Origin of the sequence: Fluviicola sp., assembly GCF_039596395.1 — a bacterium.
In the GTDB taxonomy this organism is placed as follows: domain Bacteria; phylum Bacteroidota; class Bacteroidia; order Flavobacteriales_D; family Crocinitomicaceae; genus Fluviicola.
Genome location: NZ_JBCNJT010000003.1, coordinates 293792 through 310021, shown reverse-complemented (window position 1 = coordinate 310021; position 16230 = coordinate 293792). Strand labels below are relative to the sequence as shown.

Annotated in this window: 9 protein-coding genes; 1 reads left to right on the top strand and 8 read right to left on the bottom strand. The window is 43.6% G+C overall.

What is annotated here, in order from left to right; translation table 11 throughout:
- Positions 1-133 precede the first annotated feature (133 nt).
- From ABDW02_RS16610 to ABDW02_RS16575, 8 genes are all read right to left on the bottom strand, one after another.
- Positions 134-916: a TerB family tellurite resistance protein gene (locus ABDW02_RS16610; protein WP_343636510.1), complete on the bottom strand. Its 783-nt coding sequence runs from the start codon at positions 914-916 to the stop codon at positions 134-136.
- Between the two features lie 51 nt (positions 917-967).
- Positions 968-2857 (bottom strand): molecular chaperone HtpG, encoded by a 1890-nt coding sequence (gene htpG / locus ABDW02_RS16605; RefSeq protein ID WP_343636508.1) that lies wholly within the window; start codon positions 2855-2857, stop codon positions 968-970.
- A gap of 207 nt (positions 2858-3064) precedes the next feature.
- Positions 3065-6241 carry a two-component regulator propeller domain-containing protein gene (locus ABDW02_RS16600; protein ID WP_343636506.1) on the bottom strand — a complete coding sequence of 1059 codons (3177 nt, stop codon included), beginning with the start codon at positions 6239-6241 and terminating at the stop codon, positions 3065-3067.
- Between the two features lies 1 nt (position 6242).
- A complete protein-coding gene (locus ABDW02_RS16595; RefSeq protein WP_343636504.1) occupies positions 6243-7208 on the bottom strand; it encodes a hypothetical protein in 966 nt (321 codons plus the stop codon).
- Positions 7195-9306, bottom strand: a complete 2112-nt coding sequence (locus ABDW02_RS16590) for an OmpA family protein (RefSeq protein WP_343636502.1) — start codon at positions 9304-9306, stop codon at positions 7195-7197. Before ABDW02_RS16590 ends, ABDW02_RS16595 begins: the two co-directional genes overlap by 14 nt.
- On the bottom strand, positions 9281-10159 hold the full coding sequence (locus tag ABDW02_RS16585; RefSeq protein WP_343636500.1) for a PorP/SprF family type IX secretion system membrane protein: 879 nt from the start codon (positions 10157-10159) through the stop codon (positions 9281-9283). Before ABDW02_RS16585 ends, ABDW02_RS16590 begins: the two co-directional genes overlap by 26 nt.
- Positions 10156-14538, bottom strand: coding sequence for an HYR domain-containing protein (locus ABDW02_RS16580; RefSeq protein WP_343636498.1), 4383 nt, complete (start codon positions 14536-14538; stop codon positions 10156-10158). Before ABDW02_RS16580 ends, ABDW02_RS16585 begins: the two co-directional genes overlap by 4 nt.
- 279 nt (positions 14539-14817) lie before the next feature.
- The gene (locus tag ABDW02_RS16575; protein WP_343636496.1) at positions 14818-15708 is read right to left on the bottom strand and encodes an FkbM family methyltransferase; all 891 of its coding nucleotides are present in this window, start codon (positions 15706-15708) and stop codon (positions 14818-14820) included.
- A gap of 178 nt (positions 15709-15886) precedes the next feature.
- Here ABDW02_RS16575 and ABDW02_RS16570 point away from each other — a divergent pair, with 178 nt between their 5' ends.
- The gene (locus ABDW02_RS16570; RefSeq protein ID WP_343636494.1) at positions 15887-16192 is read left to right on the top strand and encodes a winged helix-turn-helix domain-containing protein; all 306 of its coding nucleotides are present in this window, start codon (positions 15887-15889) and stop codon (positions 16190-16192) included.
- Positions 16193-16230: the final 38 nt, after the last annotated feature.

Here is a 16230-nt window from a genome sequence, read left to right as displayed (position 1 = left end):
ATTATTTAACGCTATATGCAAATAGACGTAAATAATATCACATAGTGGCGTCGGTTTTTGTTTTTTTTAACCCCCGATTAATATATCGCTAAACTCAAGAAAACTACAACGTTATAGTCAGATTATTTGATTTTTACAGCCCTCTCGCTTTCTTAATATTGTCATAAGCTTCCTGGATGCGCTGGAATTTCTCTTTGGCGCCTTTTTGGTATTCTTCGCCCAAAGAAGCAACTTTATCTGGGTGATAACGCACCGCCATTTGACGGTAAGCTTTCTTCACTTCCTCGTCGCTGGCAGATTCTTCAATACCCAGAATTTCGTAATCGGCATTCAGGTTTTGCTTGAACATTCCCTGTACAGACCTGAAATCCATCGGTGGAACCTGTAACAAGTTTGCCAGGTATTGGAGCGTTTTGATTTCCTGGTCCGAAACCTGGCCATCCGATTGAGCAATCCCGAACAGGTAATGCAGTAATTGAATGCGGATTTCAACCTGCGCGCGCATGCGGATATCCGAACAGATCTGGTCGATCGGAATGCTGGGAGCATCTAAAAAGTGTTTGAGTGTTTGCAGGTGAGAAGTATTGAACTGGTTTCCGAATTGCTGGGCCAAAAAGGATTTCACGAAATTCAATTCCGATTTCACCACTTTCCCGTCGCTTTTCATCATGTAAGCGGAAAGCGCCAGCAATTGCGTCGGGAAATCGTAGCGCTGTGTTTGCTGTGTGTAATACTCGAAAATATCCTGGAACGACTGACGGGAACCTCCTCCCTGTCCGCCCTGATTACCACCCTGGTTATTTCGCGACCGCATCACCTGGTCAATAATCCCACCGATAAAAAAACCGATAATTGCCGGGATAATTCTTCCTCCCGAAACAGCGAACGCTACAATTGCTAAAATAATACTATACACGCTACAAAAATAAAATCCCCGCCCGGGTTGGCTCCGGACGGGGATTATTCATTATACAAATGAGATACTTCTCTCAATAAATTGGTTCAATTCTTCTCCTTTCAGCATTCCCTGGGCAAGCAGGGCAAGATCTGTCAGTTGTTTTACTTTGGTCGATTTCTCCGCATCATCCGAAAGGCTCAAAAGCGCCTCTACTTTTTGATGATTGGCATTGACAACCAGGTTGTATGTTTCCGGAAAAGCTCCGAAGAAACCACCGCCTCCATACTTCTGCTGTTCCATCATTCTGCGGATGAATTCCGGCTGAGTTACGATAATCGGTGCATCGGATTCGCTCATAGATTTGAATTCCACCTTGAATTTTTGGTTATCGACCGCCGATTCGAACAATGGTTTCAAAGCAGTTTGCTGTTCTTCCGTCAATTTTGCAGGCAGTTCGCCTTCTTTCTGGATCAATTGGTCCAGAGTGTCTGCATCCACACGGGAAAAGCTGAAGTTATCAACTGTTTGCTCGATTTTTGAAATCCAGTGCGGAGCCAATGGCCCATCGATCACTGCAACCTGGTATCCGCGGTCTTTCGCCTGTTTTACAAACGAAAAATGTTCTTCCAGGCTGTGTGTGTAAAGCGCCACAACTTTCCCGTCTTTATTGGTCTGAAGCGGTGCAATCTGCTCTTTAAACTCTTCAATGGTGTAATATTTCCCATCCGTGTTTTTGATCAGGGCGAAGCTTTTTGCTTTTTCAGCGAATTTTTCATCGGAAAGCATTCCATATTCTACGAATATCTTCAGGTCATCCCACTTCGCTTCGAAATCAGCGCGGTCCTTTTTGAACATTTCCGCTAATTTATCCGCTACTTTTTTAGTGATGTGTGCCGAAATCTTCTTCACATTCCCATCACTTTGCAGGTACGAACGCGAAACGTTCAATGGAATATCCGGTGAATCGATTACCCCGTGAAGCAAGGTCAAAAACTCAGGAACGATCTCCGCAACCGAATCGGTAATAAATACCTGATTGGAATACAAATTGATCTTATTGCGCTGAACTTCCACATTTTCCTTGATCTTCGGGAAGTAGAGAATTCCTGTCAGGTTGAACGGATAATCCACGTTCAAATGGATGTGGAACAACGGATCTTCAAAAGACATCGGGTACAATTCACGGTAGAAAGAAGTGTAATCTTCATCTTTCAGATCTACCGGAGCCGAAGTCCATGCCGGTTTCGGATTGTTTACCTGGTTCGGAACGTCTACGGAAACGCGTTTTACTTTTCCGTCTTCGTCTTTCTCACCTTCCGGCGAATCGATGTATTCTACTTTCGTTCCGAAGAAAACAGGGATCGGAAGGAATTTACAGTATTTATCCAAAATTCCCTGGATACGTGATTTCTCCAGGAACTCAAGCGATTCTTCGTTGATAAACAAAACGATGTCCGTTCCACGAGTGTCTTTTTCAATTTCTGTCAGGGTAAATTCCGGCGAACCATTACTTTCCCATTGAACCGCCTGTGAACCTTCGTGACGTGACAGCGTGCGGATCTGTACTTTTTCCGCTACCATGAACGCCGAATAGAATCCCAGACCGAAGTGCCCGATGATGCTTTCCGCACCGTCTTTTCCTTCGTATTGTTTCACGAATTCTTCCGCACCTGAAAAAGCAATCTGGTTGATGTATTTGTCGATTTCTTCGGCTGTCATACCGATTCCATTATCGCGGATAGTCAGTGTTTTAGCTTCTTTATCCAAAAGCACTTCCACTTTCAGATCACCCAACTCTCCTTTATATTCACCGGTCGAAGCAAGCACTTTCAACTTCTGACTTGCATCTACGGCATTCGATACCAACTCACGTAAGAAAATCTCATGGTCGGAATACAAGAATTTTTTAATGATTGGAAAAATATTTTCCGTTGAAACATGTATTTGTCCTGTCTTCATACTTTTTGAAATTTGGGTTTGTATTGACAAGGTTTGTGCCAAGGAAAAATGTGTGACAAAATGACAGAAACAAGATCAAAGAAGGTTCAAACAAAGTTCAAAAGGGTTCAAAAAAGTTTAAGCGTTCAATTTGAACATTTGAATCTACCGCGGCAGAAGCTTTTGAACTTTTGAACATTTGAACATTTGAACATTTGAACATTTGTACTAATCTATTTTAACCGTAATAAAAAGCACATCATCAATTTGTTCGGCATCGCCTTTCCAGCTGAAGAAGGTTTTCTCGATGAGTTTATTGCGATGGTCTGCAGGAAGGTCTGTCATTTGCTCGCATAATTTCTTGACACGTTTCGTAGAGAATTTCTTTGGAATTGCTTCTCCGAACTGATCGCTGTAGCCGTCGGAGAACATGATCAGCAAATCTCCTTTTTTAGTCGTAATTTCCTGGTTCAGGAAGTTCTTGTCCAGATAATCGTATGAACCTCCGATGGAGAATGACAATCCGCGGTAAGTTTCCAGTTTCCCTTCCGAAACATGGAAAAGCGGTCTTCCTGCCGATGAAAACATCACCTGGCTGCTCTTTTTATCGAAGCGGCAAAGGATCATGTCCATTCCATCGCGGGAATTCGGGTTTTGGTCCTGTTTCAGGGTTTTGATGATCATTTTATGCAACTGCAAAAGAATTTCAGCCGGGGTTTCCAGCTTGTAAATGGTCACGATTTCGTTGAGCAAGGTTGAGCCGATCAGGGACATAAACGCACCCGGAATTCCATGCCCGGTACAGTCTACCATGGCGTAGTAACTGTACTTTTCATTCTCCGCAAACCAGTAAAAGTCGCCGCTTACAATATCTCTTGGCTGATAGAAGATCGTGGAATCCGGGAAATTGTTCTTAATAATTCCTTCGTCCGGCAGAATGGCTTTCTGGATCCTCAATGCGTAGTTGATGCTATCGGTGATGTTCTTGTTTTTGTCCTGCAATTCATCTTTGATCTGTTCGATCACATCTTTTTCCTCCTGGAGCTCCCTGGTTTTACGGGCCACAATTTTCTCCAGCTTGAGTTTCGCCTCACGCAATGCGTTAATCCTTACACGAATAACCAGCCAAACAATCAAAAAGAACACCGCAGCCAGCAAGACATAAAACCACCATTGTTTCCAATATGGAGAACGGATCTCAAAAGTAATTTTCACCGGTTTTTTCGTCCATGTTCCCTGCGGATTACTGGCCAATAATTCAAAGGTATACGTTCCGTCATCCAGTTTCGGGAAATCCACAAAATCATTGGAAGTACTCCTCCAGGAATCATCCAAACCGATCAGGCGGTATTTGTATTCCACGCTTCTTTGGTCGGAAAAAGCAATTCCCTTGTAGCGGACCGTAACGTTGTACCGCTTGTATTTCAAGGAGATCGGGTTGTTTCCGAAAGCAGACTTCCCATCGAAAGTTATATCGCAAATGGAAGTCAAAGCAAGCTGTCCGGCGCCATTTACCGGGTTCGAATAAACGATGAGCCCGCTGGTTGTTCCGAAGAAAAGCGTATTGTTCTCGCGGTAAAAACTGTTGGTATTATTCTCCCGGAATTTCAGGTTTCCCCTTCCTTTGTCAACGATTGCAGCTTTAAACGTAAGGGTATTCAATTTCGTCATTCCGTCTTTGTGCGTCAGCCAGATCGTTTCCCCGCCATCGTAAAGAATTCCGTAGATGTAATTCGATTTCAATCCATTGGAAATCGTAAAGTTTTTAAACTTGCCGTCTTTGAAGCGGAACACACCGTCTCCTTCGGTAGCGATCCAAACCGCGCCTCCACGATCTTCCGCATAACTGACAATTTTGTAGTTTTTGAGCCCTTCGATGTCTTTGTAAGCCTTGAACTTGCCGTTTTTGTAATGGTAAGGCGGCGTTCCCGGGGAACCGATCCACAAACGGTTCTGGCTGTCTACAAAAAGATCGCGGACGTTGTTATGCATCAATCCTTCCAGGGTTGTGAGCCATTTTTGGGTATTCTTTTTGGTATCGCAAATGTACAGTCCGTCGGTAGTTCCGATATAAACAATCCCGTAAGCTGTTTGGTCGATCGAATTGATGCAGTTCAGGCGCAATCCGTGTTCTTTCGAAAAATGAGCGAATTTGCGGGTTGAAAGGTCGTAGGTAAAAGTTCCGGAATTCTTTGTCCCGATCCATAAAATGCCGTTGTATCCTTTGCGCAGGCAGGTTACCTCATCATTGATAAATCCATTCGACTTGTTGAAAACGGTAATTTCGTTATTTACCAGGTTGTAACTACACAAGCCTTTTTCGCTTCCGAGCCAAACCACATTGTTCTCCACCGTCGTTACCGCACGGATATTCGTATTCTTCAACCCGTTCTTTTCGTTGTAATAAACAAACGGCTGAATGGTTTTCAGGTACAAACCACCACCAAATGTCCCGAACCACATATTTCCTTCGTTGTCCTGGAAAATCTGCTGAATATTCAGATTATCGATCCCGTTTGCTGCGTCTATTTTCTTGATAAAAAAGGAATTCTTATCCGAACCTGTGAAAGTAATCCTGCGAATTCCTTCACCCAGAAAACCCAGCCACAGGTTGTTTTCCCTGTCGCAGATCATGCTGGTCATCCTTCCTTCCGTAATACCGAGTTTTTCGGGTCCGAAGAATGAAACGATGCGGTAACTTCTTCCTTTCCGGATAATTCCGTAAACTCCTTCTCCTTCCACACCGATCCAAAACAAGCTTCCCTGTTTATTTCCCTTGACAATCCGTGAAATGGTTTTGTATTTCAACTCTTCCGGACTTTCAATTTCGCGGGGATTTTTCAGATTATCGTAATTCATTACGACCAATCCATCGCTGGTTCCGATCAAGTAATCGTTCGCGTGATCGTATTCTACCTGGTTAATCCCGTTTGCCAGCGGATTTTCAAGAGGAATCAGTTGTTTTTTTTGATTGAATTTAAACAATCCCTTTCCCTGCGTATAAATTAAAATATCGCCATTTTTATCCTGTACAAACCCGTTGACCTTTACATTCTCCAGTTCTGTCTTTTTGATTTTTTTGAAGCGGTTGTTTTCATAGATGGTAATTCCGCCCTGGAAATGCCCGATGATCGTTTTTTTGCCGAAAGTGGCGTGAGCAGTGACGAAATTTTCTGCCAATCCGTTCTTAACGGTAAATGTTTTGAATTTATCTCCTTCAAAAACATTGAATCCGTCTCCCGTTCCGATCAGCAAAAAGCCATTTTCATTCTGGCTCATACTGTAGACGTAATTCTGGGCTAATCCATTATCGTCCGTGTACGACTTGATGTTGTACAATTGCGCACTAAGCGTTTGTATGATTCCAAAAACCAGTAAACCGGCAAGACTTATCCTGTTTAACATATCAATCTGCTTTTACCCCGATTTTGGATTTATACTTCGGAACTCCTCCGATCGGTGAGGTGTAAAACGGCATACTTTCGCCGTACTGGTTCGTAATATTAATCACAATATTATTGTTTTTCGAATCTCCCTGCTTGACAAACTGAATATCCAGCGAGGTGTTTTTTTCATCTTCCGTCACGGTAAATTCGTGCTCTTTCCACTGGTCATCTCCGGATGATTTGGAAACGGACCCTTTTTTGGAAACAGAAACCAGGCGGATAATCCCGTCGTTATCGTAGTCAAAGACGCTGATCTTCACTTTCACCACACTTTTGCTGATGAAAGGATACAAATGCGAAACCACGGTTTTCTTCTCCGACATGCGCACGCAATACTCATACGTAAAAGCGTTTCCTCCTTCTACTGCGTTGTTACTCGTTGCTGAAGTGGAAAGAAATAATTTGTACAGGTTTCCCGATTGGCCGGAAACTCCGTCTACGACTAGTTTGAACACATTTCCTCCCAATTCCGGGATAAGCTCTCCGCTGGAAGGATTGATCGGTCCGAATGTGAGCCAGTCGTTATCCAGTTTATCGCTTTGACCAACCGTTTTGGAATACAATTCCGTTCCGCTTTTATATTCTCCGGTCGGATCCAGTTTGCGGGCATCCTTATTCGAATGCGCTCCTTTTCCTCCCAGGACGATGAATTTGGTTTTGGTTTCTTCCGATCCGTACATTTCATCGTTTTTACCGCCGCAATCTGCATCGAAAACACGGATATACACCGGATTTTTCTGGGAAGTCGGAATCACAAAAAAGATGACTTGTGAGAAATCATCGTCCCCATGCGACTTATCGGCCTTTTTCCCGAAGGTAACCAGGTAGGTAAAGTTTTCTTCCGTGGAAGGGACCTGCTGGGCTATAAGCAATTGGCTCAGCATCAGGAATGCCCCTAAAACTCCCGCTTGTTTAATTTTCTTCATACACTATAATCAATGATTTTCGGCGTTTCGCGTCGGATAAAGGTTCCATATTCTTCGGAACACGTTTCCCGTAATATTCCATTTCAATTTGCGCTGCCGGAAATCCATTTTTTAGTAATTCGTCACGCACTGCAAGCGAGCGTTTTTTCGACAATTTCAGGTTGTATTCGCTTTTTCCTTTGACATCTGTAAACGAACTGATCAGGATCCGTTTATTTGCAGAGGATCGGTGGTTAAGTGCCAATACTTTGATTTCCTGCTGGTTACTTTTAGTCAGGGAAAACACATCAAAATCGTAAAAGACTTCAAAACTAGTGATTATTTGTTCTTTGCGGATTCGATTGTCCAGAATCTTTTCAATTTCAACCACCGGTGTGTGCACCAATTGGTCTTTTTGAACAAGTGAGCCGTCCTTCAGTTCCGTAACCCGCGAATTGGAGAATCCCATTTCCTGCGCCGCACGGTAATCTTCCAGCAACTCATTCTTCTGATTACTCGTACCCATGGAATACAAATAAAGGCTGTCGCCCACCGACTGAATACGTAACGAATCTTTGTTATTGATAGAGCTCACCGGCACCAGTGTATCACTCAACCCCAGAAACAAGGTGTATTGATTATCTGAAGTTTTCACGGAAGTTTCCCACGATTGGATGGAAGGACTTTCTGCAGGAACCGGAATGTTCGCGCCTTGCTGCACCACAATGGATTTCGTCACACAAAACTTCTTCTGCCCGCTTCCGTCAAGCGCCCGTGCTACAACGCCCATCGTCAATGAATGCGTTCCTTCTTCGGTGACCGACAAATGGATTTGACCGGAATCGGAAACTCTCCATTTTCCATGGTCTAAATCCCAGTAGAAATGTTCTATTTCGTAACCTTCGATTGTGGAGTTTTCTGCGGTAAACGGAATTTCTATGACCGGCGGAATGGTATCAGGGCCTTCGATATGTATTCTGTTGCTTCTTTCAATAGCGAAAGGATACGTGGTTTGATTGAAAAATACCTGACTCGTGGTTCGATCCACAATATTCAGTTCAACGAGGTATTCTCCGTAAGCTTCAAAACAATGCCGGGCTTCTTTTCCTTTTGCGGTATTTCCGTCGCCAAAGCTCCATACGTATTCGAGGGCCAGTTCTTCATCCAATTCGTCGGCTTCTTCAAAAAAAGTATAACAAAACGGATCTTTCACATACGGTTCGCAATCCTTGAAATCAGGAAACAATTCCCGGTAAAAGTAGATCTCATCGTTGCCCGTTCTGTTGGAAGAAAAATAGCCTTTGTTTTCATCTACCGGAACAAAAGCGAAATCATCCTGTGGGGTATTGAAAGGAAAGTCTTTGTGCAACAGTTGATTCCCTGCCCATTCATACAAATCCAATTTTCCGAATCCGGATTCCCTGTCACTTGAAAACACCAAACCGGTTCCGTTGAAACACGGAAACAATTCATTTTTGGCAGAATTCACTGCATTTCCCAGGTTTACAGGAGCAGACCAGGTATCGTTTTGACGGACCGAATAATACAGATCAAATCCGCCGAATCCGCCCGCGCGATCGGAAGCAAAATAAAGCGTGTCGGCCGCAGCATTCAAATACGGATGCGTGTAATTATTTGTTTTTTCGCAGAATGGAAGTTTGTTTCTTTTCGACCACTTTCCTTTTACCAACCTCGATTCATAGAGCTGCAATTTGCTTTTCTTTTTGGACGTAAAGAAGAAAAAGGCACTTTTTTCGTTGGAAGAAAAATAAAGCTGATCACCGTTTTGATTGATCCAGGCCGGTCCGCTGTTGTAACACCTGTTCAGGCGATTGTCAATTAATTCCGGTTTTGAGAAAGTGGTATCATTCAGATAATCTGCCCGGAAGATTCCCGAAAGCCGGCTCAAAGAATCCGTCGATGAAAAATAAACTCCCAAACGCTCGCGGCTATCCGAAGTGAAGAGTAATTTCCCGTTTTGGAATACAGGCGCATATTCATTTCCCTCGGAGTTGACTGAAATTTTACTTACACGAAAGTTCCCGACGGTATTTTGCGCCATCGATTTCCCTGCAAAAAGCATGATCATTACACTACAAATAACGCGGACTCTGAACATTGGTCTTGTAATCAAATGTGTAATTAATCATGACTTCGTGCGTGTTTCGCCAAAGCTGGCCTTGCGGGCCCAAATTCCGTTCGTATAAATAGGCTATTCCAAACTGTTTGTTCAAATGGAGCTGCGCATACACGTTTCCCGTTTTACTGCTCTTTGCCCCAAAACCAAGGGAAAACAATTGTTTGTAATAAAGCGTCAGGTTTCCTTCATAACTCACCGGAGAATGCACCAGGTATTTCACCAGGCAGGTTGGTTTCAACTTGAACTGTTTACCGATGTCGAATACATATCCTGCATACCCGTTGAAAGCCTGGAGTATATGTTTCTCTTTAATACGAACGATATTCGGCGCACTTATCCCGACCAATAGCGATTTGCATTTCAGCATGGTTCCCAGGTTCACATCCGGCAAAATACTTCTGCGCGACTGGTTCAAAAATGCAATATCGTCTTGCTGCACCAGGTTCAAGGCATTGTAATCCACGGACTCATTGCGGAGGCCTGCTCCTACCCCAAAAGACAAAATGCTGTTCCCGATTTTGATCCGGTATGCGTAAATGAGGTTGAATCGCAAATTATTCTGAATGCCGTATTGATCGTTGATCAGGGTTAAACCTAACCCCATTTTTTTTGACCTTGTCACTAAATGCCCACTGAATGAAAAGGTTTTCGGAGCTCCTTTGATTCCTTTCCACTGATCGCGGTAGTTTGCATTTAAAGTCAGCGCTTCTTTATTTCCTGCATAAGCCGGGTTGATCGTTAAAGCATCGTACATGTACAAACTTTGAAAATCGTTGTGTTGGCCCAATAAATTCCCACAAATAAATATGCCTATTATCCCGATCAGCTTCATTTTCGTTTCACAATTACAAATCCACTGAATTCACTTTTATCCGCCAGCACTAACTGATAGTAATACGTATCATTTGTCAGTTCCTGTCCGTTTTTCGTTTGCCCGCTCCATTCGTTCTGATAGTTCATGTTTTCATACACCACTTCTCCCCAGCGGTTGCTGATGATTACATGAGCCGGGCTGTAACTTTCAATTCCTTTGATTTCAAAAAAATCGTTCATCTGATCACCGTCCGGTGAAAATGCATTCGGAATATTGAGGTCCACAAAGGTAATTTGCATGGTATCCGTTCCGCCAAAACAACCTTCATTGGAAACAGACCAGGTAAGCAAAGTATTTCCTTTTTGCAATCCGCTTACTACCGATTGCGGGTCTGTTTCACTGATGAAAAAGGCCGATCCTTCCAACACGCTCCATTGCCCCGTTCCTGTTGCCGGAGGGGTGGCATTCAACGTTGTCTGATTGACATAAACAATTTGGTCTTTACCTGCATCCGGAAGCGCCGGAATCTGGATTTTGTAAATCACTTTGGTACAAACAGCCTGGTTTCCTGCAACATCTATGGCCTGGTATTGCAGGTTGGTAAATCCATCGGGAAAAGGGCTTCCGCTGGTCAAACCTGTTCCGTCCGTTTGACTGAATCCTGCAAGCGTACAATTATCAATCGCCGAAGGAACCTGGAAATTCACCAATGATTCACACGATTTGACCGTATCATTACAATTCGAGATCACAGGAGCTTCCGAATCGGTTACGGTTACCAATTGTGTTGCGGAAGCCGTATTTCCAGAGTTATCCGTGACAGTCCAGGTAATCGTTGTATTCCCAACCGGAAACGAAGCAGGGGCATCATTCGTCAAAGAAACAACGGTACAATTATCCGAAGTAACCGGTGTTCCCAAATTCACTCCTGTTGCCGCGCATCCCGAATTGGTCGTTGTGGTAATAGTTGCCGGCGCTATAATCGTGGGGTTCTGATTATCTGCTACCGTTACTATTTGAGTGGCTGTTGACGTATTTCCTGAGTTATCTGTTACAGTCCAGATCACAGTGGTAGTTCCAGAATGAAATATAGCCGGAGCGTTATTGCTTACCGAAGCAACTCCACAATTATCAGCTGTAGTGGGCATGCCCAAATTCACCCCGGAAGTATCACAACTTATTGTCGGGAAAACTGAAATATTGGCCGGTGCTGTAAGGGTCGGATTTTGATTATCTGTTACAATAACCGTTTGATTTGCTGTTGTTGTATTTCCGGAATTGTCGGTCACAGTCCAAATCACGGTGGTTGTTCCCAAAGGGAAAGTAGCCGGAGCGTTATTACTCACCGAAGCAACTCCGCAATTATCATTCGTTACCGGCGTTCCCAAATTCACCCCCGAAGTATCACAGCTTGTAGTGGGGAAAACTGAAACATTGGCCGGCGCTGTAATCGTCGGATCCTGATTATCTGTTACCGTAACCGTTTGGGTAGCAGTTGCCGTATTACCTGAGTTATCAGTCACTGTCCACGTTACGGTAGTCACTCCCAAAGGGAAAATTGCCGGAGCATTATTACTCACCGAAGCAACCCCGCAATTATCATTCGTTACCGGCGTTCCCAAATTCAAACCGGAAGTATCACAGCTTGTAGTGGGAAAAACCGAAACATTGGCCGGCGCTGTAATCGTCGGATCCTGATTATCTGTTACTGTAACCGTTTGATTCGCAGTCGCTGTGTTTCCCGAATTATCGGTAACTGTCCATGTTACAATGGTTGTTCCTGAAGGGAAAACAGCCGGAGAGTTGTTACTCACCGAAGCAACTCCGCAATTATCATTCGTTACCGGCGTTCCCAAATTCAACCCGGAAGTATCACAACTTGTAGTGGGAAAAACTGAAACATTGGCCGGCGCTGTAATGGTCGGATTTTGATTATCTGTTACCGTAACCGTTTGATTCGCAGTTGTCGTATTTCCGGAATTATCGGTCACAGTCCATGTTACGGTGGTTGTTCCCAAAGGGAAAGTTGTTGGAGCGTTGTTATTTACAGAAGCAACACCGCAATTATCATTCGTTACCGGCGTTCCCAAATTCACTCCCGTTGCGTCACATCCCGAATTCGTTGTCGTTGTGATATTAGCGGGGGCAGTAATTGTCGGATTTTGATTGTCTGTTACTGTAATAGTTTGAGTGGCAGTTGCCGAATTACCGGAATTGTCTGTTACCGTCCAGGTGACCGTTGTTGTTCCCAATGGGAAAGAGGCCGGAGCATTGTTTGTCAAAGAACTTATCGTACAGTTATCAGCAGTTACCGGTACTCCCAAGTTCACTCCCGTTGCAGTACATCCTGAATTCGTTGTCGTGCTGATAGTTGCCGGAGCTGTAATCGCTGGATTGTGATTGTCTGTCACCGTTACCGTTTGGGTCGCAGTTGCAGTATGCCCGGAATTATCTGTGACTGTCCAGATTACAGTTGTTGTTCCTACCGGAAAAGAAGCCGGTGCATTATTGCTTACCGAAGCAATGCCGCAATTGTCTGATGTTACAGGTGTTCCTAAATTCAACGTGGTATCACAGCCGGAAACCACAAATACGCTGATATCAGCAGGCGCAGTGATTACCGGATTCACGTTATCCGTAACGGTCACTAATTGCGTTACGGTTACTGTATTTCCGGATCTGTCGACCACGGTCCAGGTTACGGTTGTTGTTCCCAAAGGAAAAGTGGCCGGCGCATTGTTCGTGACCGAATTGATCCCGCAAGCATCTGTTACAGTTGGCGTACCCAAATTCACCCCTGTTGCGGTACATCCTGAATTTGTAAATGTGTTGATCGCTGCGGGTGGTGTTACAACCGGGCTGCTTTGATTCGTTATAACTACCAGTGTGCTGGTATCTTCCGAAAAATTATTCCCTGCGATCAAATTCTGGTTATATGCCTGCAACGTATAAATTCCATCGGCAACCACTTTATAGCGAATGGTCAATTGCACGGTTGTATTCGGGGAAAGATCTCCGATTATCCAGTTGTTTGTTGCATTGGAATAGGTTCCCTGGCCCACAACCTGCGAAAGATAGGTTAATCCTGCCGGAGCCGGTATGTTCTTCACTAAAATATTGTGGGCTGTTCCCGGGCCTGCATTGGTAAATGAAACGGTATACTGTAATGTGTCATCCAGACATGGTGTAGCGGTATTTACTGAAGTACTAACCTTCGCTTCACCTGCAAACACGAAATTACAGGATGTCGGACGGGTGGAGGGCATAAAAATGGCATTGTAAAAAATGCGCAGTCCGTTATTCCAGGTTACGTCATTTGCACGCGCATAATCGAGGCCGAGCAACCCAAGATCCAATAAATCAAAAGTTCCTTTGAGGTAGTCATGTCCGCCCAGGTAGGTTGCGTTTCCTCCTGTTGCTGCAGGACCAACTTTGCGTGTAGACATGACCACATCGCCATCCGTAACTCCGCTGGCTGGTGTCGGGCTTTTCTTCACCAAAAATTGCGTCAGTGGCTGATAACTTCCACTATTATTCTTGTAATTAACGATAGTACCTGTCGGAGCATTTGTCAGCGCTCCCTCAAATTGCATCAAAGGATTGTCTGTTCCCGAATAAATATTGGTATTGGTCTGATTTCCGGAACTGTTTTCGTACTGGATACCATTGGTGGTGTGGTAATGTTCAATTTGTTCGTAGGCACTGATCCCGGTACATTGTGCGAAGAAATTCCCCCCGGAATTCAGGAAGGAAGTGATCACATTGGTTATAGCGTTTTGTCCGTTTGTCCAATGCGGTTCGCAACCAAAAGTATAACAGCTTGCTGCGTTGGCATTCTGAGCCGGAATCGAATCGAAATGTGCCGGAGAAGAGAAACCGGCCAATCTCAATGCTTTGGTGTGAATTCCATAGCTGTTCCCATTTGTGAATACCGCAATTTTCGGCTTGAACATGATTTCGTAACGCACAGGTGCAGTAAATGCTGCTTCCGCTTTATAGACAGCTACATTATTTCCATAAGAGGCAATAACAGGTGCAGCGATATCCGCCCACAAACTGTCAATGATAAACGGACCTGCTTTAAAATCGACTGAGGCAGAACCCGTTGCTGAAGGATAAACCCTGCTCGAAGTTACTGAGAAGTCTACATCATCTTTGGCTTTGAGGTCGCGAATGATCCAATTGACGGGAATATTATTTTGCAAAAGTGCATTTACCAGTCCGTAAGCTTTAACATTGAAAGCAACCTGAGAAGAGATCAGGTTTTGTTTGGAATTATCCATCGGGATGATGAGTGATCCCCGTTTGAAATTGGTGAGCGTAGACTGGCCGAATGAATGAGAACAAACAAACACCACAACCATAAATACGATTCTTACTCTTACGCTCAATTTCATGCAATCAGATATACTGTCAAAAAATCGTTTTGGATTTTAGGTAATTCAGAATCTGTTTACGCACGAAACCGAACTAATGAAAATTCATTCAGAATCGCAGTAGAACAGTTTTCTTAAGCCCAACTAAGGCGTTATAATTTAGCGTTGCAAATCTACTGTAAACAATTGATTCTATTGTGAATAGATTGTGAAATTTTAAGAAAAAAAAGCTTTTTTAGTTCAGAGATTCACTCAAATATGGCCAGGTAATTGATTTCCCGGTAAATAACCCGTTTTTAATCAATTATTTTTCAAGGGAATACAAATAATGTTATCGTGCTTCGGAAGTTCTTCAGCTGTTTTGATCTCCAGCAATTTCCCTTTTCGTTCTTTCGTTCCTTTTTGCTTGTAAAAACGGTATGAACCGATGGTTTTTACCAATTCCATTATTTCCAATGGGCTCGGCCCGGTTTCCTTTTCCCTTTTTTCGGAAACTTCGATGATAAATACCGGTAATTGTTTTCGGAACCAGTTCATGCCTCCGCGAATAACGGGCGGTTCGAACCCTTCCACATCAATTTTCACGAGATCCACGGCCGTATTTTCATCAAACAGATCATCCAGGCGTTCCATATTCACTGTAACTCCCTGCTGACCTTCACTTTGCGAAATCAGGGACGCCCCTCCCCGGTTCACTTCCCAGTTTTCGAACAACAAAGCAGTTCCTTGCTCATCGGAAAGTGCTACCGGAAGCAATTGGATATTTTTGCAGTTATTGAGCTCGATATTGGTCTGCAAAATGGAAACCGTTCCCGGATTCGCTTCTGCGGCATACACTATTCCCTTTTCCCCGACAATTTTAGAAGCTATCACCGACATCAATCCGATGTTTGCGCCGATGTCTAAAAAGGCTGATCCCGGTTTCAGGTACTTTTCCAATAACTGGATGGTTCCTTTTTCGTATGTCCCGGTCTCAAAAAGCGAAAGTTCCACCCCTTTATCCAACGACGGATCGATCACCATTTTCACTCCGTGAATGGTTTTCAGTACATGTTTTCCAGCTGATTTCGGATCCGGCAGCAAGAGTTTGGGTAAAGCAACCGAAAGCCTGCGAATTCCTTTGACATCCCAATCGCGGAGTGCAGAGATGAATTTGTGACGGAGTAAAAAAGATCTTTCAGGGATAGACATTGGTACGAAGTTATCACTTATTGTTGGATTATTCAGCTGAGCCCAGGTCTGAATCTACAAATAATGATTTCGTTATATAACGAATACATAATATCATGATATCCGGATATCATTTTTTTGCTCTAAACGCTTGTTTCAAATCATCTTTTCCGCTAACTTAATCAAGAAACAACATTTTATGGGACGATCTAAACATCTACAGTACACTGTTCAAGAATTAAATGGTGCCAGAATTGGCCGTGCTATTGCCGCATCTGCAAGGGTGGTTATCCTTCAAGAAATCAGTAAATACCATATTGTTACAAACAAATATATTTCTCAAAGAGTAAGTCTAAGTGGAGCGGCTGTATCACAGCATTTACAAATCTTGAAAGAAACCGGTTTTATTGAAAGTAAATATCTTGGCGACGAGGAAGGTTTTCAAGGTTACACATTTACGAAACAAGGTGAAGTTGATTTCGGTAATATTAAAGGGATTATATAAAAAACGCCAACCTGAAACAGATTGGCGTTCTTATTATA